The sequence below is a fragment of the Neorhizobium alkalisoli genome (genome assembly GCF_002968635.1).
GTDB classification, from domain to species: Bacteria; Pseudomonadota; Alphaproteobacteria; order Rhizobiales; family Rhizobiaceae; genus Neorhizobium; species Neorhizobium alkalisoli.
Genome location: NZ_PVBN01000002.1, coordinates 494,556 through 517,114, shown reverse-complemented (window position 1 = coordinate 517,114; position 22,559 = coordinate 494,556). Strand labels below are relative to the sequence as shown.

General features: G+C 60.8%; 16 protein-coding genes and 1 riboswitch. Of the genes, 9 read left to right on the top strand and 7 right to left on the bottom strand.

Annotated features, from left to right (window positions below):
• Window positions 1-5: 5 nt before the first annotated feature.
• The 3 genes from C5L13_RS07025 to pncA form a co-directional block, all read right to left on the bottom strand.
• Window positions 6-320, bottom strand: coding sequence for an AzlD family protein (locus C5L13_RS07025; protein ID WP_105382524.1), 315 nt, complete (start codon window positions 318-320; stop codon window positions 6-8).
• Between the two features lies 1 nt (window position 321).
• The gene (locus C5L13_RS07020; protein ID WP_105382523.1) at window positions 322-1,038 is read right to left on the bottom strand and encodes an AzlC family ABC transporter permease; all 717 of its coding nucleotides are present in this window, start codon (window positions 1,036-1,038) and stop codon (window positions 322-324) included.
• Window positions 1,039-1,143: 105 nt separating this feature from the next.
• Window positions 1,144-1,770, bottom strand: a complete 627-nt coding sequence (gene pncA, locus C5L13_RS07015) for a bifunctional nicotinamidase/pyrazinamidase (RefSeq protein WP_105382522.1) — start codon at window positions 1,768-1,770, stop codon at window positions 1,144-1,146.
• 216 nt (window positions 1,771-1,986) lie between these two features.
• On the opposite strand from pncA, the gene C5L13_RS07010 reads away from it, so the two are divergent.
• The 3 genes from C5L13_RS07010 to bluB all read left to right on the top strand — a co-directional run bounded on the left by C5L13_RS07010 (window position 1,987) and on the right by bluB (window position 5,475).
• On the top strand, window positions 1,987-3,660 hold the full coding sequence (locus tag C5L13_RS07010) for an NAD+ synthase (RefSeq protein WP_105382521.1): 1,674 nt from the start codon (window positions 1,987-1,989) through the stop codon (window positions 3,658-3,660).
• A gap of 11 nt (window positions 3,661-3,671) precedes the next feature.
• The gene (locus tag C5L13_RS07005; protein ID WP_105382657.1) at window positions 3,672-4,502 is read left to right on the top strand and encodes a TolB family protein; all 831 of its coding nucleotides are present in this window, start codon (window positions 3,672-3,674) and stop codon (window positions 4,500-4,502) included.
• Between the two features lie 27 nt (window positions 4,503-4,529).
• Window positions 4,530-4,713: riboswitch (cobalamin riboswitch) on the top strand.
• A 75-nt stretch (window positions 4,714-4,788) separates the two neighbouring features.
• Window positions 4,789-5,475, top strand: coding sequence for a 5,6-dimethylbenzimidazole synthase (gene bluB, locus C5L13_RS07000; RefSeq protein ID WP_105382520.1), 687 nt, complete (start codon window positions 4,789-4,791; stop codon window positions 5,473-5,475).
• On the opposite strand, the gene C5L13_RS06995 is transcribed toward bluB, so the two are convergent.
• Window positions 5,476-6,141: a hypothetical protein gene (locus C5L13_RS06995; RefSeq protein WP_105382519.1), complete on the bottom strand. Its 666-nt coding sequence runs from the start codon at window positions 6,139-6,141 to the stop codon at window positions 5,476-5,478.
• A 108-nt stretch (window positions 6,142-6,249) separates the two neighbouring features.
• Window positions 6,250-8,577 (bottom strand): NADP-dependent malic enzyme, encoded by a 2,328-nt coding sequence (locus C5L13_RS06990; protein WP_105382518.1) that lies wholly within the window; start codon window positions 8,575-8,577, stop codon window positions 6,250-6,252.
• A gap of 218 nt (window positions 8,578-8,795) precedes the next feature.
• Between C5L13_RS06990 and C5L13_RS06985 the strand changes: the two genes are divergently transcribed.
• Together C5L13_RS06985 and C5L13_RS06980 are read left to right on the top strand one after the other, a co-directional pair.
• Window positions 8,796-9,611 carry a UDP-2,3-diacylglucosamine diphosphatase gene (locus tag C5L13_RS06985; protein WP_105382517.1) on the top strand — a complete coding sequence of 272 codons (816 nt, stop codon included), beginning with the start codon at window positions 8,796-8,798 and terminating at the stop codon, window positions 9,609-9,611.
• A gap of 105 nt (window positions 9,612-9,716) precedes the next feature.
• Window positions 9,717-10,904, top strand: coding sequence for an MFS transporter (locus C5L13_RS06980; protein WP_105382516.1), 1,188 nt, complete (start codon window positions 9,717-9,719; stop codon window positions 10,902-10,904).
• Here the strand turns inward: C5L13_RS06980 and dgcA are convergent.
• Window positions 10,874-11,857, bottom strand: a complete 984-nt coding sequence (gene dgcA, locus C5L13_RS06975) for an N-acetyl-D-Glu racemase DgcA (RefSeq protein ID WP_105382515.1) — start codon at window positions 11,855-11,857, stop codon at window positions 10,874-10,876. The genes C5L13_RS06980 and dgcA overlap by 31 nt on opposite strands.
• A gap of 99 nt (window positions 11,858-11,956) precedes the next feature.
• On the opposite strand from dgcA, the gene C5L13_RS06970 reads away from it, so the two are divergent.
• Genes C5L13_RS06970 through C5L13_RS06955 form a run of 4 tightly spaced genes read left to right on the top strand, consistent with a single transcriptional unit; the run spans window position 11,957 to window position 15,984 of the window.
• A complete protein-coding gene (locus C5L13_RS06970; RefSeq protein ID WP_105382514.1) occupies window positions 11,957-13,114 on the top strand; it encodes an ABC transporter permease in 1,158 nt (385 codons plus the stop codon).
• A gap of 20 nt (window positions 13,115-13,134) precedes the next feature.
• The gene (locus tag C5L13_RS06965; RefSeq protein ID WP_245571149.1) at window positions 13,135-13,959 is read left to right on the top strand and encodes an ABC transporter ATP-binding protein; all 825 of its coding nucleotides are present in this window, start codon (window positions 13,135-13,137) and stop codon (window positions 13,957-13,959) included.
• An 8-nt stretch (window positions 13,960-13,967) separates the two neighbouring features.
• The gene (locus tag C5L13_RS06960; RefSeq protein WP_105382513.1) at window positions 13,968-15,338 is read left to right on the top strand and encodes an MlaD family protein; all 1,371 of its coding nucleotides are present in this window, start codon (window positions 13,968-13,970) and stop codon (window positions 15,336-15,338) included.
• Between the two features lie 31 nt (window positions 15,339-15,369).
• Window positions 15,370-15,984, top strand: a complete 615-nt coding sequence (locus C5L13_RS06955) for an ABC-type transport auxiliary lipoprotein family protein (RefSeq protein WP_105382655.1) — start codon at window positions 15,370-15,372, stop codon at window positions 15,982-15,984.
• Between the two features lie 96 nt (window positions 15,985-16,080).
• On the opposite strand, the gene C5L13_RS06950 is transcribed toward C5L13_RS06955, so the two are convergent.
• Window positions 16,081-22,143 (bottom strand): apolipoprotein A-IV repeat region-like domain-containing protein, encoded by a 6,063-nt coding sequence (locus tag C5L13_RS06950; RefSeq protein WP_105382512.1) that lies wholly within the window; start codon window positions 22,141-22,143, stop codon window positions 16,081-16,083.
• Window positions 22,144-22,559: the final 416 nt, after the last annotated feature.

Here is a 22,559-nt window from a genome sequence, read left to right as displayed (position 1 = left end):
AGCGATCAGAAGCCGAACAGGTGGCGGCTGGTCATTGCCGCCGCCCAGCCGGCAGCGAGCATGATCAGGCCCGGATAGCGCAAGCTGACCACAAGTGCCACCAACATGGCGATCTTTACGTCCCATCCGCCATTGAAGAAGGCAGGGGCAACCAGCGTGGTCAGGACGGCAGCCGGCACCGCATTCAGCGCCTGCTCCATCCGCGGCGGGATCGTCTTCATCCGGGTGATCAGAACATAACCGCCGACACGCGTGAGAAAGGTCGCAACCGCCGCGGCGAAGATCAACAGGAGCATTTCCGGGTTGAGGATCTCGCTCATGTCAGGCCTCCGCCTCTTCGGCGATGGGCTTCGGTTCGCTTGCGGGTAGCGGCAGCAATGCCGCCACCGCGACCCCAACAGCCGCGCCAATGCTGACATGCCATGGGGAGCCGACGAGATGATAGGCGGCGATGGAGCCGAGCGTGCTGGCAAATACGACGGGATAGAAACCAGAGCGCTGGCGGAATGCGAGCACCAATCCCAGGAAATATGTCGGCAACAGGACGTCGATTGCCAATGTTCGGGGATCGCCCATCATGCTTCCGAACCAGGCTCCGACGGCGCTGAAGAACAGCCAGGGGAAATAGATCGAGAGCCCGAAACCGAGATACCACTCAAAGCTCACACCCCGGCCATCTTCGCCACGCTTCACCGCCTCGGCGAATTGCGGGTCGGTCAACAGGAAAAAGGTGAAGAACTTCTGGATCGGCGAAAAGTGGCTGATGAAGCGGGTCAGCGCCGCGGAATAAAGGATATGCCGGAAGTTGACTGCGAAGATCGAGAGCACGATCAGCCAGGGTGCGACGTTATGGCCAAAAAGCTCGATGCCGACCAATTGGCTTGCGCCTGCGTAGACGGTGGCGCTCATGACGGCCGCATCCAGGACCGACAAGCCGTTGTCGACAGCGACGGCGCCGAACAGGATCGCAAAGGGCGCGGAGGAAATCGCAATGATAGCTCCGCCCTTCAGGCCATCGATGACGTCTTCGCGATTCATAAAAAAGTCCTTTCCGCACGCTTTAGAGCCGTGCAGCATTCAGCGCAATTGAATATGGCTGATGGAACGATCGATTCCGCTGAACTGTGCGGGTAGTCGGCTGCGTCAATCGGCGAGAATCTCGGCGCTCGTCACGATACCGACGCCTTTGGTTTTCATCTCGGCGATGGCCGCCTTGACGCCCGCTGGATCGATCCCGCGGCTTGCATCCTCGATGAAGCACACCGTGATGTCCGGAAGCATTTCAACCGCGTCCAGCGCGGAATATTTCACACAATAGTCGGTTGCGAGACCGCAGATGTCGAGTTCCTTCACCTGTTGGGCTCTCAGATAGCCCGCCAATCCTGTGAATGCGGCCTGATCGTTGTCCCTAAAGGCGGAATAGCTGTCGACCGCCGGGTTTTCGCCCTTCTGCTGAACGTAGTCTACAGCGGCGATATTGAGGTCGGGATGGAACTCCGCATCCGGCGTTTCCTGGATGCAATGGTCGGGCCACATGACCTGCGGCTTTCCCGAAAGTTCCCCCATTTCGAAAGGCTTCTTTCCGGGATGCTGTGAGGCGAAGCTGCCATGATTTTTCGGATGCCAGTCCTGGGAAGCGACGATAACGTCGTATCCCCCGTCTTCGATCAGCCGATTGGCGATCGGCACCACCTCGTCGCCGTGGGGCACGGGCAGGTTGCCACCGGGGCAGAAGCCGTTCTGGATGTCGATCAGCAGCAGGGCCTTCATTGCGACTTCCTCCGAATCTTGCTTCCGACAAAATGCCAATCATGGCTGGAAGGATCAAGCCGGCGAATGCAAAGCTTCTCCACGGGCGGGTTAGGGAACACTCCGGGTGTGAACGCCCATCGCAGCCTACCCCAGATCAGTCATCCGTTTGAAAGATTGCAAAAATTCCTCGGAGCAATGTTGCCGGCGTCATCTGCGGGCGCTAGATCGTTTGCCATGACCCACGATATCCGCCAGACTCTCCGCATTGCCGTCGCTCAACTCAACCCGACTGTCGGCGATGTCGCCGGTAATCTGGCCCTTGCGCGGGAAGCGCGCAGGGACGCCGCGGGCGAAGAGGCGGACCTCATTCTCTTTACCGAGCTTTTTATCTCCGGATATCCGCCGGAAGACATCGTCCTCAAACCTGCTTTCTTGGCGGCCTGCCGGAAGGCTGTCGAGCAGCTTGCCGCCGACACCGCCGATGGCGGCCCAGGCGTCGTTATCGGCTTTCCGCGGCAGGGGGAGGCCGGCCGGCACAATGCGGTGGCTCTGCTGGACGGCGGCAAGATCGTCGCAATACGAGACAAGGTCGATCTGCCGAACTACGGCGAGTTCGATGAGAAACGCGTTTTCGCCGAAGGGTCGATTTCAGGACCGTACAACTTCCGCGGCGTCAGGATCGGCATCCCGATCTGCGAAGAAATCTGGAACGACATGGGCGTCTGCGAGACGCTGGCCGAAAGCGGAGCCGACATCCTGCTGGTGCCGAACGGCTCCCCATACTATCGCGGTAAAGTGGATGTCCGCCATCAGGTCGCACTGCGTCAGGTGATCGAAAGCGGCCTGCCGTTGCTGTTCGCCAACCAGGTGGGGGGGCAGGACGAGCTCGTCTTCGACGGCGCAAGCTTCGCCTTCAACGCCGACAAGACGCTCGCCTTCCAGATGAGCCAGTTCGAACCGGCAATCACGGTCACCGAATGGAAGAAGGTCGACGACAGCTGGCGTTGTACGCGCGGCCCGATGGCCCGTATTCCCGAAAAAGAGGAAGCGGATTATCGCGCCTGCCTGCTGGGCTTCCGTGACTATGTCAATAAGAACGGGTTCAAATCGGTCGTTCTGGGCCTTTCCGGCGGTATCGACTCGGCGCTCTGCGCGGCAATCGCCGTGGATGCCCTGGGCGAGGAGCGAGTGCGCACGGTGATGCTGCCCTACCGCTACACCTCGGATGAATCGCTGAAGGATGCGGCTGATTGCGCCAAAGCCCTTGGGTGCCGCTACGACATCGTTGCGATCGCCGAGCCGGTGGACGGATTTTCGTCCGCGCTGGCGGAACTGTTCGAGGGAACAGACGAGGGCATCACGGAAGAGAACCTGCAGAGCCGCGCCCGCGGAACGATCCTGATGGCGATCTCCAACAAGTTCGGTTCCATGGTGGTGACGACCGGCAACAAGTCAGAAATGTCGGTGGGTTATGCGACGCTTTACGGCGACATGAACGGTGGCTTCAATCCGATCAAGGATCTCTACAAGATGCAGGTCTACGGTCTGTCGGCATGGCGCAACGAGCATCTGCCGCCCGGCGCGCTGGGGTCCGGGGGTGAGGTCATCCCGAAGAACATCCTTGCCAAGGCGCCATCTGCGGAGCTGCGCCCCAACCAGACCGATCAGGATTCCCTGCCGCCTTATCCGATGCTCGACGACATTCTGGAATGCCTGGTCGAACTGGAAATGGGCACCGAAGAAATCGTGGCCCGGGGGCACGACCTGGCGACCGTCCACCGAATTGAGCACCTGCTTTACCTTGCCGAATACAAGCGCAGGCAATCTGCTCCGGGCGTGAAGATCACCAAGAAGAACTTCGGCCGAGACCGGCGCTATCCGATCACCAACCGGTTCCGGGATCGGTAACTGCCATGGCGCTGCGGAGTTCTGTCGAGATCTACAATGTTCGCACCCGGCAAAACCGGGTGGTGTGGCAGACTGAAGCTCTGTTCGAAGCGCCGAACTGGTCACCGGACGGCAGCTATCTGATGCTCAACAGCGATGGGCTGGTCTATCGGCTGTCACCGCAGGGTGACGATGAGCCAGCACTGGTCGATACGGGCTTTGCGCGCGAATGCAACAACGATCACGGCATTTCGCCGGACGGCTCGCTGATCGCCATTTCCGACAAGGTGGAATTCGGCAAGTCGGCAATCTATGTGCTTCCGGCGGAGGGTGGCGATCCCCGGCTGGTGACCAAGAACCTGCCGTCCTACTGGCATGGCTGGTCGCCGGATGGTCGAAAGTTCGCCTATTGCGGCATCCGCAACGATCTCTTTGACATCTATTCGATCGATATCGACGGCGGCGAGGAGACGCGGCTGACTTTCGGAGAGGGTCGCAATGACGGCCCCGATTATTCGCCGGACGGGATGTGGATCTATTTCAACTCCAGCCGCACCGGTTTGATGCAGATCTGGCGCGTTCCAGCGTCGGGTGGCGCAGCGGAAAGGATCACCGACAGCAATTACGGCGACTGGTTTCCTCATCCGTCACCGAAGGGTGACAAGATCGTCTTCGTCTCTTACGACGCGACGGTATTCGATCATCCGCGTGATCAACACGTCCGCGTGCGACTGATGGATATGGATGGAGGGAATGTCGAGACATTGTTTGAACTGTTTGGCGGGCAGGGCACGATGAATTCGCCCAACTGGTCGCCGAATGGGGATGAGTTCGCCTACGTGCGCTATTTTCCTGTCGCATGAGAGGCTTGAATGCGTGAGGCCGCTCGGGCATAACCCGAGATGTCAGGTGCCTGCCGCTGGCAGGAGAATCGGGAATCTGGTGCAAGACCGGAACGTGCCCAACGCTGTGAGGCGGACGCCTGCCGCAGAGTAGATGCCACTGGATCTCCGGGAAGGCAGCGGCGAGCGAATGAAGCCAAGTCAGAAGACCGGCCTGTCGAGATAGACCGACCCGCATGGACGGCGGCAAGGTTTCTTTGATGCCCTGCGTCATCGCGCGGGGTATCAGCATTGTTGGGGATTAACGATGCGACCTGATCTTTTTGCCGATGCCTTGATGCCTGCGGAAGAATTTCCGGAATGTGACCGTGCCGCGGTGTACCGGGTCATAGAGACGCGCCGCGACGTGCGCGACCAGTTTCTGCCCAAGCCGCTGCCGGACGATCTCGTTGGGCGATTGCTTGGGGCGGCGCACGCGGCGCCGTCTGTCGGCTTCATGCAGCCGTGGAACTTCATCCTGGTGCATGATCCGGAGGTACGTGAGGCCGCGTGGCAGGCTTTTTCGCGGGCAAACGAAGAAGCGGCGGAGATGTTTCCTGAAGAACGGCGCGATATCTACCGGAGCCTGAAGCTGGAGGGTATCCGCAAGGCGCCGCTCAGCATTTGCGTCACCTGCGATCCCGACCGGGCAGGTCCCATTGTCATCGGGCGCACTCATGATCCGCGCATGGACACATATTCAACCGTCTGCGCGGTGCAAAATCTCTGGCTGGCGGCGCGAGCCGAAGGTGTCGGAGTGGGCTGGGTCAGCATCTTCCGTGAGGCAGACTTGCGCGCGCTGCTGGGTATTCCCGAGAAAATCCAGATCGTTGCCTGGCTCTGCGTCGGCTATGTCGACCGGCTTTATCAAGAGCCGGAGCTGGCGGTAAAGGGCTGGCGTCAGCGGCTTTTGCTCGAGGACCTGGTGTTCAACGATCAATGGGGCCGATCGTGATCACTGCTGGGGTTGTGGACCGGTAGACTTCGGATTGGCAAGATCAATGCTTTCATCCGGCAGAAACTGGGGGCCGACCATCCGGACTTTCCTATTCGGGTCGTAAGCGCGCTCCAGCGGTGGGGGCGGCGGCTGGTTCGCCGCCTTCGTTTCCCGCGGATCCTGCGTCCGCAAATCGGTGATTCCGGAATAGGGCTCCGGCTGCGGTAATTCGATCCCTTGTACCTTCAGCCGTTCTTTTCGCTCCTCCTCGACATCGGAGGGAACGCAGGCGTTTGATCGGATCGACGCCAGAATGGCATTGCGTTCGTCCGACGTTCGCCAGAGCTGGCGTGCATTCTGGCGTTCCGCCGTCAACGCGTCGCGCTCACGCTCCATGGCGCCGAGCGCATCGCGCATTTCGTCGCAGACACCGCCATCAGCGCTGCCGAAGACGACGATGCTGCCGCCACAGCCGGCGCGGCGCATCTCGATGCGGAGCTGACGGACGTCGCTGTTGATCTCGCCGAGATGTTGCGAATAGCGCCGCATCTCGGCGGTGCTGCCGATGATTTGCGGGGCGTTGTTGAGTTGCCGGTAGAGCGCTGCGCAAATCGCCACATCTCGCGCAGAAACGACGCTGGGCGCGAGCATAATAGGAGCGAGCAGCAGGCTGCGAATACGCATGGTCGATGTTCCGGCAATCTCTAGAGTCGGTAAACCGCATCATGAGACAGGCCGGTTGATAATATTATAAGCACGCCAACGCCATCAGCGGGTTCACTCCATGCAAGCCTAGGACGGCAGGGCGAAATCCGGTTGCGAGGCCTCCACCACCGCCAAGGCTGCCATATTCACCACGCCGCGCGATGTGACCGAGGGGGAGAGGATATGCGCCGGCAGCGCCGTTCCCAGCAGAATCGGCCCGACGTGAAGTGCATCGGTGAGATTGCGAACGATGCCCAGCGAAATATTGGCTGCATCCAGGTTCGGGAAGATCAGAAGATTGGCCTCTCCGGTCAGCGAGCTGTCCGGCAGGGCGCGCTTGCGCAACTCCTCCGAAAGGGCCGAGCCGCCCTGCATCTCGCCGTCGACTTCCAGCTGAGGAGCCTGTTTACGTATCAGGCTGAGGGCCGCACGCATCTTCTGGGCGCTTTCGGAGTCACGGGAACCGAAATTGGAATGGCAGATCAACGCTGCTTTCGGGACGATGCCGAACCGCTGGACTTCCTGGGAGGCGAGAACGGTGATTTCGGCGATTTCCTGCGCCGAAGGATTGTAGTTCACGAATGTATCCGTGAAGAAAATTGCGCCGCGTTGAGAGATCAGGAGGCTCAGACCCGAGAAGGCGCAGACCCCCTCCCTTTTACCGATAATCTGCTCGACGTCGCGCAAATGCCGGTCATAGCCGCCTTCTACGCCGCAAATCAGTGCGTCGGCCTCGCCGCGCTTGACGGCAAGGGCGCCGATGACCGTGCTGTTGGTGCGCACGATCGTGCGGGCAGTCTCCGGATTGATGCCCCTGCGCCCCACCAGAGCGATATACTCATCGACATATTCGCGGTACCGCGGATCATCTTCCGGATTGACGACTGCGAAATCGACCTCCGGCCGAATGCGAATGCCAAAGCGCTGCAGGCGCGCCTCGATGACCGAAGGGCGGCCGATGAGGATGGGCGCCGCTGTCTTTTCCTCCAGCAACACCTGGGCGGCGCGAAGCACGCGCTCATCTTCGCCCTCGGCAAAGATCACGCGCTTCTTTTCCGAGGTCTTGGCGGCGGCGAAAATCGGCTTCATGACAAAGCCCGAGCGCCAGACGAAGCGGTTCAGCTGATCCAGGTAGGCGTCGAAGTCCTGGATCGGCCGGGAGGCGACCCCGGTTTCGGCGGCGGCTTTTGCCACGGCCGGCGCGATGCGCAGGATGAGCCGGGGATCGAAGGGCGAGGGGATGAGATAGTCGGAGCCGAAGACGGGTGTTTCGCCGGAATAGGCGCGAGCCGCTACGTCGGAGACTTCCTCGCGGGCAAGTGCGGCGATCGCCTTGACCGCCGCCATCTTCATTTCCTCGTTGATCGTCCGGGCGCCGCAATCCAGCGCACCGCGGAAGATGTAGGGGAAGCAGAGGACGTTGTTGACCTGGTTCGGAAAGTCCGAACGGCCGGTGCAGATCATCGCGTCGGGACGGGCGGCGCGGGCGAGTTCCGGCATGATTTCCGGTGTCGGGTTGGCGAGTGCCATGATGAGTGGCTTCGGCGCCATGCGCGCAAGCAGTTCAGGCTTCAGCACGCCGGCGGCGGACAATCCGAGGAAGACATCGGCATCGTCGATGCTGTCCGCCAGAACACGCTTGTCGGATTTCTGGGCGTAGATTTCCTTCCACTCGTCCATGAGCGTGTTGCGGCCGTCATAGACAAGGCCTTCGATGTCATGGACCCAGATGTTTTCCTTCTTCGCTCCGAGCGAAACGAGGAGATGCAGACAGGCGAGCGCTGCGGCGCCGGCACCGGACGTGACGATCTTCACGTCGCCGATATTCTTGCCCGCAAGTTCCAGCCCGTTCAGGATCGCAGCGGCGACGATGATCGCCGTCCCATGCTGGTCGTCGTGGAATACCGGAATGTTCATCTTCTCGCGCAACCGGCGCTCGACTTCGAAACATTCCGGAGATTTGATATCTTCCAGGTTGATCCCGCCGAAGGTCGGCTCCAGCGCCGAGATGGTAGAGACCATCGCCTCGATGCCGGGAGCGTCGATTTCGATGTCAAAGACATCGATGCCGGCGAATTTCTTGAAGAGGACGGCTTTGCCCTCCATCACCGGTTTCGATGCCAGCGGGCCGATATTGCCGAGGCCGAGTACGGCGGTGCCGTTGGAAACGACCGCGACGAGATTGGAACGGGCGGTGAAGTCGGCAGCGGCATCGGGATTGTCGCGGATCGCGAGACAGGGGGCGGCGACACCCGGAGAATAGGCGAGCGCCAGGTCGCGCTGATTGCCGAGCGGTTTGGTCGCCTGGATTTCGAGCTTGCCCGGGCGAGGATAGCGGTGGAAGAACAGCGCCTGCTCGTCGAGATCGCCGCTGACCGGCACGGCCGGCGATTTCGGTTTATCCTGCGCGTTCATGGTTCCTCCTGGCTTGTCTGTTCTGCGTGGGCTGGTGGAAAGGAGAGAACCCTCCTTACATCAATCAGCCGGGTGCGACAGCAGCTAATTTGCGCTCGTGGCGGAAATTGGAGCGATGCCGGAGGGCCGTCGAGCGGGGTTTTCCCGAGCCCTGTCATCATCCTGAAACACGAGTCTGGTTTTGAAAACGAAAGAAGCGGCAACGAAAGGACGACTTCGTGACCGGGCAAGTGGAAACAAGGCATTTCAGAACGCTCTTCATTTCGGACGTGCATCTCGGCTCGAAGGCCGCCCGAACTGACTTCCTGCTGGACTTCCTGCGTTATCATGAAGCCGATACCATTTTTCTTGTGGGCGACATTATCGACGGCTGGCGGCTGAAGCGGAATTGGTATTGGCCGCAGGGTTGCAACGATGTCGTGCAGAAGCTTCTGCGCAAGGCGCGCAAGGGAACCCGCATCGTCTATATCCCCGGCAATCACGATGAATTTCTCCGGTCGTTTCCCGGCACCCATTTCGGCGGGATAGAGGTGGCCGAGCGGGCTATCCACGAGATGGCGGACGGCAGGAAATATCTCGTGCTGCACGGCGACGAGTTCGATGTGGTCGTTCGAAATGCCCGTCTGCTCGCCTATCTCGGCGACTGGGCCTACGACGCGGCGATCGTCATCAACCTCGGCCTCGCGGCCATCCGCAGACGCCTCGGCATGCCCTATTGGTCCTTCTCCGCCTGGGCAAAGCTGCAGGTCAAGCATGCGGTCAACTTCATCGGCGAGTTCCAGCGCGTCGTGGCCGAAGAGGCGCGCCGCCATAACGTGGAAGGCGTGATCTGCGGTCATATTCACCATGCGGTGATGGAAGACATTGACGGCATCCACTATGTCAATACCGGCGACTGGGTGGAAAGCTGCACGGCAATCGTCGAACACCAGGATGGCACGCTTGAAATGATCTCCTGGCAGCGAGATAGCGCTGTCGCCGAGATCAAGGCGCTGGCGAAACCGCCGGTCCTCGAGGATATGCAGGCGGCCTGACGCGAGCGACTTATAGAGCGGTGCCCAGGGTCATTTCTTGCCATAGGCAGGGGCGGGGCTCTGTGTTAGGTAAGCTGCAAGTTTCAGCAACCTACCCGTGAAATCGTGATTCCTGCACAGACGGCGCCCGCCGCGCCCCGGTTTTTCCAATTGCGCTGCGCGCTCGCGTATGGCGCGCCGTTGGGGGTGAACGGCGTCATTTTGCCTTACCTGCCGGTGTGGCTCGACGGACTCGCCTTCTCCGAATTTGAAATCGGGGTTGTGCTTGCCGCGCAACTTCTCTTGCGGGTATTTGCCGCGCCGGTGGCCGGCGTTTTTGCCGACAGGCTAAGCGAGCGGACATTGATGCTCGCCTGGTCTGGCGCGTTGTCGTTGTTAACGGCGCTCGCCATGTTCTTCACTCGCGAATTCTGGCCGGTCCTTCTGATTGTCGGTATTCAGGCGGCAGTCTTCGCCCCTTATGCTCCGATCGTGGAAGCCATCGCGGTCACCGGGGTGCGGCGGTGGGGGTTCCAATATGGTTCGATGCGCGTCTGGGGATCGATCGGTTTCGTCGCGGTGGCCTTGGTGGCCGGGGAACTGCGCGGATTATGGGGCTTTCAAGTCATCCCGCCGGTAATTACGTTCGGCTTCCTTCTGACGATCGCTGCCGCCTTCGCCGCACCGCGGCTTGGGCGGGCGGTGACTCGGCCAGACGTCGGCAGGGGGCTGCAGCCGAGTTCGCTGAGGCGGATCGATCTGCACGTATTGATGATCGGCGCGTCTATCGGCCAGGCAAGCCATGGCATGTTCTACACGTTCGGCAGCATCCATTGGCAGCAGATCGGCTTTTCAAGCGGCTCGATCGGAGTTCTCTGGAGTGCGGCGGTGATCTCCGAAATCCTGGTCTTCTTTGCCGGGGGATGGATTGCGCGCCGCGTCCCGTGGTGGACGCTCATGCGCGTGGGCTGTGCCGTGGCGGCCCTTCGTTGGACGCTGTTTCCACTGCCGCTCGGCTTCTGGGGGTATTTCGCTCTTCAATGCACGCATGCCTTTACGTTCGCATTCGTGCATATCGGATTGCAGAACCGTCTGGTCGAATCCGTGCAGGAGGATCAGGAATCGTCCATGCAGGGCGCTTATGTTTTCTATAACGGCACCTTTCTGGCGCTTTCGACCTTGTTGTCCGGGATGATCTACCGGGAGTTCGGCCTGGCAAGCTATAACGTCATGTCACTGCTATCGCTCATAGGGCTTGCGACGATTGCGCTGGCAGTCCGGCTTCAGCCCCAAAGGCTTTCGTCCGGCGGATAAACCAGCGAGCCTTCGTAACGAAGGCCATTCGGCCTATCCTCTGCAAGCAGAAGCGGCCCGTCGAGATCGGCGTAATCGGCATCCTGTGCCAGCAGAACGGCCGGAGCCATGGCAAGCGAAGAGCCGACCATGCAGCCGAGCATCACCAGGAACCCGAGGCGTTGAGCCTCGGCCCTCATAACCAGCGCCTCTGTCAGGCCACCGGTCTTGTCCAATTTGATGTTGACGGCGTCGTAGCGGTCGCGAAGACTCTCGAGGTCCTTCGTCGCGTGCACGCTTTCATCGGCGCAGACCGAGACCGGGCGCCGGATCCCCGCCAGGGCCGCGTCCTTGCCGGCGGGCAGAGGCTGCTCGATGAGCGATACATTCATTTCCGCCGCGATGGCCATGTGATGAGCGAGGTTTTCTTCCGTCCATCCTTCGTTTGCGTCAACGATGATGCGTGAGTTCGGAGCCGCCTCGCGAACAGCGCGGAGCCGCGATTCGTCATCCCCGGTCCCGAGCTTGACCTTGAGCAGCGGACGTTGCGCGTTCTTGCGGGCATCGGCGGCCATCGCCGCCGGTTCGCCAAGTGAAAGCGTGAAGGCCGTAACGAGAGGCTTCCGGCTGGCGGCACCGATCAGATCCGCTACCCGGCCGCCACTGCGCTTCGCCTCCAGATCCCAAAGCGCGCAATCCACCGCATTCCGTGCTGCCCCGGGTTTCATCCGGGTCTGCAGTTCCTCGCGTGTCAGGCCGCTGCCGATGGACTCTGCGATCGATCGGATATCCGAGAGAACGCCGTCCAGGCTTTCGCCATAACGTTTGTAGGGCACGCATTCGCCGCGCCCGGACACGCCGTTTTCGTGGATCGTGCAGGTAACGACCTCGGCTTCGGTCTTTGAGCCGCGCGAAATGGTGAACAAGCCGGCGATTGGAAAAGTTTCTATTGTGGCTTCGAGGTGACGGCGCATGGTTTTACGCATCCCTTTAATGCAAATACCTGTGAGGTGACTTTATTGCTGATCCTGAAAATGCGATCAACCGTATCGTATTGAATCCTCAAATGATCAATGACTGCGAAAGAACCCGTGACGTCCAAGGCAGCCGAAATCAAGGCCGAAGATCTGCCAGGCGGCGAACGTTACCTCCTGGCGGGTGACTGGCGAGGTTCGACAATTTCTCCGATCCTGAAAGATCTGGAACGGTTGGAGCGCGCCGAAGGGCAGGGCAGGCTGGAGATCGACCTCAACGGGGTCGGCGGCGTCGATACGGCGGGCGCGTGGCTGATTCGCCGCCTGATGACTTCCAAGGCCGAACAGGGCCGCGAGGCCGTGCTCACCGGGGGCGAAGGACCGATCCGGGAACTCATCGGCGCATTGCCGGAAAAGGCGCCGGCACCTCCTGTCGACAGCGGGAACAGAGGTACGCTTTTCGAGCGGGTATTTGCTCCGAGCGGCAAGATCATGGTGGGTCTCGGCGGCGACTTTTACGCTGCCATGCACATTCTCGGTTCGGCGGTCCGCGGCGCGCAGATGAAGTTCGGCCGAGGGGCCGGGGTATCTCCTGCATCGGTGGTCACCCATATCGACCGCATGGGCGTGCGGGCCGTGCCGATTATCGTGCTGATGTCGTTCCTGATCGGCGCCATCATCGCGCAGCAGGGCGCTTTCCAGCTCCGTTACTTCGGCGCTGAAATCTTCGTGGTCGACCTCGTCGGGATACTTCAGCTTCGCGAGATCGGGGTTCTCCTCACGGCGATCATGATCGCCGGCCGGTCGGGCAGCGCGATCACCGCGGAGATCGGTTCGATGAAGATGCGGGAGGAAATCGATGCGCTGACCGTCATCGGTCTCAACCCGGTGGGCGTGCTGATCTTTCCGCGCCTTGTGGCGCTTACCGTGGCGTTGCCGCTCCTGACCATCATCGCCAATTTTGCCGCCCTTTTCGGTGCCGCGGTCGTTGCCTGGGCCTATTCGGGCATCACGTTCGACACTTACCTCTCACGTCTGCACGAGGCGATCGACCATACATCCGTTGCATCTGGGATGATCAAGGCGCCGTTCATGGCGCTGGCGATCGGCATCGTTGCCGCTGTTGAGGGCATGAAGGTCGGCGGCAGCGCGGAATCTCTCGGACAGCACGTCACGACGTCGGTCGTGAAGGCTATCTTCGTCGTCATCCTGATGGATGCGCTTTTCGCCATCTTTTACTCGGCAATCGATTTCTGATGGGGGCGGAGTTGGAAGAGGTGGCAGAGGGCAGCGTCAAGGATAAGCCAAACGGCGGCAAGGTCGTGCTTTCGGTGCGAGACGTGACTGTCGGCTTTGGGGAGCAGTTGGTGCTCGATCGTCTGAACCTCGACGTCTATCGCGGTGAAATCCTGGGTTTCGTGGGCGCCTCGGGCACCGGCAAGTCCGTTCTCATGCGCACCGTTCTCGGCCTTCTGCCGCACCGGTCGGGCGTGATCGAAATCCTCGGCATCGACTACGACAACGCCTCGGAAGAGGAGCGCATGCAGGTGGACATGCGCTTGGGTGTGTTGTTCCAGCACGGGGCACTGTTCTCGGCGCTGACCGTTAAGGAGAATATCCAGCTTCCGATGCGCGAATATCTGGATTTGCCGCAGTCGCTGATGGACGAACTGGCCTATCTGAAGGTCGAAATGGTGGGGCTGCCGCCGGATGCAGCCGACAAATACCCATCGGAGCTTTCGGGCGGCATGATCAAGCGTGCTGCGCTCGCGCGAGCGCTTGCGCTCGACCCGGACCTGGTATTCCTGGACGAGCCGACGTCGGGTCTCGATCCCATCGGGGCGGCTGATTTCGATGCGCTGATTGCCAAGCTGCGCGACACTCTCGGGCTGACGGTTTATATGGTAACACACGACCTCGACAGCCTTTTTTCGGTTTGTGACCGTATTGCCGTGCTTGGCGAGAAACGGGTATTGGTGGAAGGTACCCTTGAAGATATGTTTGCTAATGACGATCCATGGGTACAGTCCTATTTCCGCGGGAAGCGGGCGCGGTCGGTCGTGATCCAAGAAAAGCAGCCGGCTGCGGAAGTAGAGAAGTGACTTAATCCATGGAAACCAGAGCTAACTACGCCCTTGTCGGTTTCTTCACGTTGCTGGTGATCGCGGCCGCCTTCGGCTTCGTCTACTGGATGGCCCAGTCCGGTCGAGGTGGACCTACGGCTGAACTTGCGATCCGCATCCCCGGATCGGCAAACGGCCTTTCGGTCGGCTCGCCGGTCCGTTTCAACGGTATTCCGGTCGGTTCGGTCCGTAGCCTTACGATCGATCCGGACGATCCACGTTACTCGATCGCTTTTACCGAAGTGAGGGCGGATGCACCGGTCTATCAGTCCACTCAAGCTGCTCTTGAAGTGCAGGGACTGACGGGGGCTGCCTATATCGAGCTTTCAGGCGGCGCGAAGGGCGAGGAGAATATCCTCCAGAAGTCGCTCGAGACCGGTCGGCCAGCCGTGCTGATCGCCGAGCAATCGAGCGTTACGAACCTGCTCGCCACCGCGGACAAGATTCTCGACCGAGCCGACGCGGCGATCGGCGATATCCAGGGATTTGTTGCGGATGCGCGCGGGCCGCTCACTCAAACCATTCGTAACGTCGAAACGTTCACCGGTGCTCTTGCCCAGAACTCTGACAGCATCGACAAATTCCTGAACAGCTTGTCCACGCTGTCGACGACGATTGATCGCGTCTCCGGCACATTGAATTCGACCCTTCAGGCCGCTGAGCGACTGGTGAGTGCGATCGATGCCGAGAAGATCAACGCCGTCGTATCCAATACCGAACGAGCCACCCGAAATATCGCGAATGCTTCGGACAACTTTGGCGATCTTGTCGCCAATGTCAGGAATGCAGCGGCAAATTTCGAACAGGCGGGTACTCAGGCCCAGAGCGTATTGCGGCGTGTCGATACAGTCATGAGTTCGGTTAATCCCGAGCAGGTCAAAACCACCATCGGCAACATAACGGCTGCCTCGGAAGACGCGCGGCAGACGATTAGCTCCGCCCGCGACGTGGTCGACAGCTTCGCCAATCGCAGGGAAGACATCGACCGGGCGGTTGGCGACTTTACCGAACTCGCCCGCAAGCTGAATGAGGCATCGAGCCGCGTCGACGGCATTCTCGCCAAAGTGGACGGCCTCGTTTCGAGCGACGATTCACAGGGGCTTTTTGCTGAAGCCCGTAGAACGTTGGAATCTTTCCGGACCGTGGCCAACAATATCAATGCGCGCGTAGGCCCGATCGCCGACAATCTCACGCGCTTCTCGGCAACAGGGCTGAGAGATATCCAGACCTTGGTGAACGACGCCCGGCGCACCGTCCAGTCGCTCGATCAGACAATCAACAACTTCGACCAGAACCCGCAAAGGCTGATCTTCGGCGGGGAGACAGTGAAACAGTATGACGGCAGGACACGCCGGTGACGCGGGCCGCGATTTGGAGACTGGGATTTTGATGACTGGTACGGAGTTATTGACGCGACGCGTGAACCGCCGCCCGCTCCTCGTCGCACTGCCATTGGTGGCAGTGCTTGTCACCGGCTGCGGCGGCAGCGCGAACAACGACACGTTCGATCTCTCTATCGCGTCCTCCGGCGAAGGGCCCGCGGCCCGCAATCGGCAGATCCTGATTCCCGAGCCGACTGCGGTCAAGCTGTTGAACAGCGAGCAGGTGGTGGTTCGTGTTTCTCCTTCGGAAATCCAGTATCTTGCCAATTCCCAGTGGGGCGACCGTCTGCCGGCTCTCGTTCAGTCGAAGCTCGTCGAAGCCTTCGAAAACTCTGGTCGCGTCGGTGGCGTTGGCAAACCAGGACAGGGCCTCGCCATCGACTATCAGGTGGTGACCGACATAAGAGCCTTCGAAGTGAGCGCCAGCAGTCCGCGCGTCGCGATCGTGGAGATCTCGGCAAAGCTGCTCAACGATCGCAACGGGACAGTGCGTGCCCAGAGCGTCTTCAAGGCGACGGCGCCGGTGTCCGGATCGGAGAACCGTCATTTCATCGAAGCGCTCGACAAGGCCTTTGCCAAGGTGGGCACAGAGATTGTCGACTGGGCGCTAAAAGTCATGTAAGGCGCCGCTCCTACTCCTGGGCGAGTAACGAGCCAGTTCCGAAACCAAAAAGGCCGCCTTCGAGGCGGCCTTTTTGGTTGTCTATTGTGGCTGCTTTCAGTTGAAGCGGCCAGCGGCATGGGCGAGCATCGTGTAGACTTTGCCCGTGTCCGACGTCAGATAGCTCTGGGTCACCGTCTTGTCACGATCCGTGCGCGCGACATCGGCGAGCAGCTTCTCGAAGTCGGCGATGTAGCGGTCGACAGCGGTCCGGAATTCCGGCTCCCGCTCATACTTGCGCTTGATCTCGTCGAAGGTCTGCTGGCCCTTAAGCGTATAGAGACGGCGAGTAAAGACATCCCGCTCACCGCGTTGGTAGCGGCGCCACAGATCAACCGATGCATCATGATCGATCGCCCGGGCAATATCGACGGACAGCGAGTTCAACGACTCGACCATGTGGCGAGGGTTGCGGTTGTCTCCGTTGCTGCGGGGGGGCGGCGCAGGTGCAGGTTCGGCCGAGCGCGCCGGTTGCTGCTGACGCGGTGCTGGAGATTCGGCCAGTTCGTCACGCGACGCTCCGCGGAGCAGGTTGCTGATCCAGCCGTCATCGCTCGCATTGCCGCCGCGGGAGGCCGGTTCAGGCGCGCGTGGAACCGGCGTCTGAGCGACAGGCCGATCAAGAGGAAGCGCGCCCCGCAGCGAGCTTGCGCCATACGTGTCGTTGCGCGGAGCAGTCGGAGCGGGCTGCTGCACGATGGGAGCGGCAGCGGCAGGCTGGGGACGAGCAGGTGCCGGAGCCGGACGGCTCGTGGAAGCCTCCGAGACCTCGAAATTCTGCGTCGAGCGTCCGACCAGGGCGGAAATGTCCTGGAGAGCCTTGATCTGTTCGGCGACTGCGCGACGCATGGCGGCGGCGCTTTCCTTGGCCTCTTCCGGAAGATCGAAGGCGCCGCGCTTGAGTTCCGTACGGGTCGTATCCAGCTCGCGCCGAATGTCCTGCGCCGAGCGCCGGATTTCGTCGGTTGCGCCAGAGAAGCGATTGATCGCTTCCTCGACCGATTCACGCAGCGTTTCGCGAAGCTGTTCCGCGGCAGTGCCCGACCGGTCGGTGGCATCCGACAACAGCCGTTCGACATCGGTGAGCGAGGCAGAGATGCTTCCGCGCATCCGTTCGGAAAGATCCCGGGTCCTTTTCTCGGCATCCGACAAAGTCGACTCGATGGCGCGGGTAGCGTCGCCACCGGCATTCACCAAGGCTTCGCGCATGGCGTCGGCAGTGACTTCGGCGCGATGCTGGGTTTCGCCCAACGTACGGCCGATGTCGGCGAATGAGGCATGCAGGCTTTCCCGCAGTCGCGAGCCGACCTGCAGGGAGCGTTCCTCAGCCTTTTCGAAAGCGCTGTCCACGAGACCCGTCAGGTTGCGCATGGTCGCTTCGATTTCTTCCGAGCGCTTGAGGAGGCCGCCTGCCAGATTGCGAAGCGCGTTCTGGCGTTCATCCAGAGTGCTGGCAAGATTGGATTGCGCAGCATTGAGGAGGTCCGAAGCCTCCGACAGGACCCTCGAATGTTCGTCGAAGCGGCTGACGATACCCCCGACTTGATCGAGCGTCTGGCCAAAGACTTCAGACATGCGCTCGATATTGGTTTCGAGCATACGGGTCGAACCGGAGACGATATCTGCCACATGGCCAGCCGACTGAGAGAAGCGGTTGGCTGTTGCGCCGAGCTTGCGATCGGCTTCGGCGAGATGCTCGGCCGCGACGTCCGCAGTGCTGCCGATGTCCTGCGCTGCCTGCTGCACCATGGCGCTGATGCTGGAATTGCTTTCAGCGAGCTTGTCGATGAGGCTGTTCACAGCCACGGACAGACCCTGCTCGACGTAGCGCATGGTGCCGGCGGCATTCTCGGTCCGTTGGGTGATGGCCGCCAGGGTGTCGTTGGTTCGGGTGGCGATGGCATCGATGAGCGCGGAATTCTCGTTACGGATCCGGGCAGCGGTTTCCTCAGCGGTAGCGGACAGGCGTTCTGCACCCTGCTGGGCAGCGCCGGTGATCTGTTCGACGGCGGCACGGCCGGTCTCGGCATATTCCTCGACCATCGGTCTCGCCTTTTCGTCGAGAAGGCGGCTGAGTTCGGCCGAGCGGCTGGCGAGCATGGAATTCAGATCACGAGCACGGTTGTCGAGCGCCGAACGGATCGCCTCGCCACGGGCCGCAAGTGCGCGGTCGACGGCGTCCATGGCATTGTCAAGCTGGTCTGCCGTTTCCGTCAGCGTGGTCCGGATATCGTTTCCGCGTTCCCCAAGCGCCTTCTGCGCATCGTCGAGAGCCTCGGAGATTGCCGTCACCTGCTTCTTCACGAGGCTGTCGGCTTCGGCGACCTTGTTGACGATCGCGTTTCCGGCTTCGGAGAAGGCATGCGCAACAGTCGCAGCCTGGCCCGCCAGCCTGTTTTGCGTCTCGGAAATCCGCCCGACGATCTGGATTGAACGTTCCTCGATCGCTTTCGTAAATTCGCTGTTGCGGTTTGTCAGTTCTTCGGTGAACTCGGCGCCTGCGCGGGCAAGCACTTCCGCCGAACGGGTGGCTTCGCTGTCCATGCTTTGCGCCGCGGCGCTGACGGCTTCGCGCAGTGTCGAGGCAAGGCCGACAGCCTTGCTTTCGATTGTCTTGGTTACATTGTCGAGCCCGATCGTCAGGGCACGGTCGATCGTGCCGAGACGCTCTTCAATGCGGGCGGTGCGTCCGTCCATCGTGTCGGCGATGCGGTCGGTGGCCTCGACGGCAACGCGCTCCAATTCCGATGTGCGGCTGTCGAGCGCGGCGGAGAGATTGCTGCCGGCGTCGTTGACAAGTTGGGTTGCATTCACGACTTCGCCGCGAATGCGATCCTCGAGGCCGCCGAAGGTCGATTCGATCCGGCTGCCCGTTTCTTCAAGAGCGCCCTGAACCCCACCGACAGTCTGGCGGATACGATTGGAGAAGGCGTCTGCCGAGCGGCCGATCTCGCCCGCGGCATCCGAAAGGCGGACGGCAAGGGTGCCGACATTGTCGCGGAGCCGCTCTTCCAGAGACTGTCCAGCGGTGTCGATGGCATCCTTCAATGCGCTGTTCTGGTTCTCGAGCGTCATTTCCAGCATGCCGGCGCTGGTTGCGATGGAGGTGCTCAGAGATGTTGCCTGATCCTGCATCAGGTCGCCGATCTGGTTCCGCGCGTCGCCCAGTGTGGTGGCAAGCAGGCTGGTCCGCTCTTCGAGCGTTTCCCGCATCTGGTCGTGGCCGGAACTGAGCGTCGTTTCCAGTTGCTGATGGCCGAGACCGATGGTCGCCGCGATCCGCTCCTGCGTGGAGCTCATGACGGTCTCCATCCGATCCAGACCGCCGGCGAGGCCCGCTTCGAAGCGGCCGGCACCATCGGTAAGGGCGCTCTCTATGCGATTGCTGGCGCTGCCCACAGCCTGTTCGAGACGCTCTCCGCCGGATTCCAGGATCCGAGAAAGCTCGGCAGTGCGGGTCTCAAGCGAGAGATCGAGATTGAGCTGGTTGTCGGCATAGGCGTTATGGATCGCTTCCGCCCGGGCTGCGAAGGACTGCTCGATAAGGCTGTCAGCATCCGACAGCGTATTCACCAGTGCCGAGGCCTTGGCGTCCAGCATGCCGGAAAGGCGATCTTCGCCAAGTGCGAAGGACGTGGCGATTTCCATGGACTTGTCGTCCAGGAGTTCCGCGAGCTTATCGCGGTTGGTGTTGAGCGCCTCGTGGATTTCGAAGGTGCGACGGCCGAGATCGCCGCTCATGCGTTGTTCCGTTTCGGACAATGCACGGGCGATGGCTTCCGACTTCTCGTCGAGCATGCCGGTGAGACGGTCCTCACCAAGCGCAAAGGACGTGGCGATCTCCATCGACTTGTCGTCGAGGATTTCGGAAATCCGCTCGCGATTGGTTTCGAGCGAGATCTGCATTTGCGACGCGTGGCGCCCGAGGTCGCCGCTGAGCCGCTGCTCGCTTTCCGACAAAGTGCGCGCGATATGGTTCGCTTTTTCATCGAACATACCCGCGAGCCGCTCCGGCGCGTTGGACATCAGGGTGTCGATGGCTGCAGTTTTCTGGCTGAGGACTTCGGTCAGGTGATCGTGACTGCCCGAAAGTGCCGCAATGATCGCGCCCGAGCGGATTGCCAGCCCCTGTTCAAACTTGGTCTGGTTGTCCGTGAGCGTGTGCAGAAGCGCGCTGTTGCCTTCTGTAAGGGTGCTTTCGATCTGCCGATGTGCGCCCGCGAGGCCCTGCTGAAGCTCGCTCGTACGAGACGAGAGTACGTCCTGGATCTCCGCGGTACGGGAGCCCAAAACGTCCTGGATCTCTGCCGTACGGGACCCCAGTACCTCCTGGATCTCTGCTGTCCGTGAGCCCAGAACGTCCTGGATCTCTATCGTGCGGGAGCCCAAGGCGTCCTGGATCTCGCTGCTGCGCGCCGACAGTGCATCGGAAAGCTCGCGCGAGCGGCTTTCGAGCATGGAGTCCAAAACTTCCTGGCCGGTGCCGAGCGTGGTGGCGAGCGCGAAAGACTGATCCGTCAAGGACGAGCTGATGCGTTCGATGCTGGAGCTGAGAATACTTTCGATGGACTCCGAGCCGCTCGCGACCGTCTCATTGATGCGTGCAAGGCTGTCCATCAGCTTGCTGTCGAGTGAGCCGGCGCGTTGATCGAATGCGGATGTAAACTGAGAAACGCTGTCGTCGAACGTGGTGCTGAGATGGCCGACGGTTGCCTGCAGGCGTTCCTCGAAGAAGCTGGAGCGCATGTCGAGGTCCATGACGACATCCTCGACCGTCGTCTGGAGGCTCTGGCGGAAGGAGGAACCCTTTTCCTCGAGCGAGCTGTTGAGGCCCGACAGTATTTCGTCGAGTGAGCCGGTGAGGGTCTTTTCGCTGCTGGAAAGCCCTTCCGTGATCTCGCGCGTGCGGGCCAGCAGGGTCTCGTTGAGCTGCCGGGTACGGTCTGCCAGCGCGGCATTCAATTTTTCGGTATTGGCGTCGAGAGACGAAGCGCGGGTTTCGAACTCGGTCAGGAGCGCCTGGCCGCGCGTCGAGAGTACCGAGGTCAGCTGCTCCATCCGCTCGTCAAATTCATGGGCGAGCGAGAACCCGGAGGAATTCAAGGTCTGCAGCAGGTTTTCTGCCTTGGCGGTCAGCAGTGAACCGAGCGCCTCGCCGGCGGCATCGGACTTCTCCATGAGCGCGGCAGCCCGGGTATCTATCATCGTGGCGAAGGCTTCGCCCGAGGTCGCAAGACGGATCGAGATTTCCTCGGTGGCCAGCGACAGCTCTTCCTTGAGCTGGTCGTGAGCGCCGACGATCGACGAGCGGATACGCTCCGCATGATTGACGATCGCATCGCGCTCTGCGCCGAGCTCGTGCACGAGACCGCGGACGCGCAGTTCGTTGTCGGTAAAGCTGCGTTCGAGCGCGTTGACTTCCGAATGCACAAGCGTTTCGAGTTCTGTGGCGCGTGCGATCGTGCGTTCGATGCCTTCGTTCATCGCGGAGACTTCACGGCGCACGGCCTGGCCGACGCTCATGATACGCTCGGAAGCAATGGTCTCAGGCTCGGAAAGGCGAAGCGCCACTTCGGCCATGGAGCGGGCGGCATTTCTGAGATCCTGTGCCCGTGCCATCATGATGGCGAACGCGAAGAATAGCATGATCGGGATGAGGATCCCGACTGCAAGAGCGACAAGGCCGGGAGCGGCAAGCACGCCTGCAACGGAGGTAATTTCCCAAAGCTGGTTGCCGTAGATGACCTGTCCCAGCCCGATGCCGGCCACGGCCCAGAGAAGGGAGATGATGACCGCGTTGCGGATGGCGGAGCGCATGGCGCCGCCTTCGAGCGTCCTGAGGATCGCGCTTGCGCTGCGTCTGCCGGCATCGTTTGCGGGCTGGAATGTGGGTGACTTGGCGGCGGCTTCGGAAACGGCCGACCTGAACGATTCGGCGGGCTCCTCCTGATGCTGCGGAGAAGACTGACGCTGCTTAGATGTGTCTGACACTCTTGTCTCCGAGGCATTGGGCGCGGATCTGCTGCGCGGCGATTCGTCGTTGAAATTGATCTTCAGCGCCTCTTCCAGAGCCTGGAAAGCCGTCTCATCGATCGACTCGCTGCTAGTTTTCTTCGCCATGCGGTTACGCCTCGTTACATACTCGCCCGGCAATCCCATCAGACGCGCTGCCGCCCGCAGACCGACAGATGGAACACTGCCTGCCGGAAACCCGTGCCCCGTCATAGGGCTTGAGTTTCCTATTCATTTTCATGTCGGACGGCCGTTCTTTCAAACGGATGATAATGAAAGCTTACCAACCTGCCATCCGTGGCAAAAGGAGAATATTCCCCGCCACCTTAGTCGTACTGTAGTGGCACATTCGGCTCCCTGGCACAATTAAATCGCCGGGCCGGAAGCGTCAGCGCGGAATGTTGTTAACAGAATTTAAACCACTCTCAGATGCAAAAGTCCTAAAATCCCGGGAGCTTAGCAGAAATTAACCATATGGGAAGATTTCAGCCCAGATTGTGCCGGAATTTAACGGGATAGCGGCC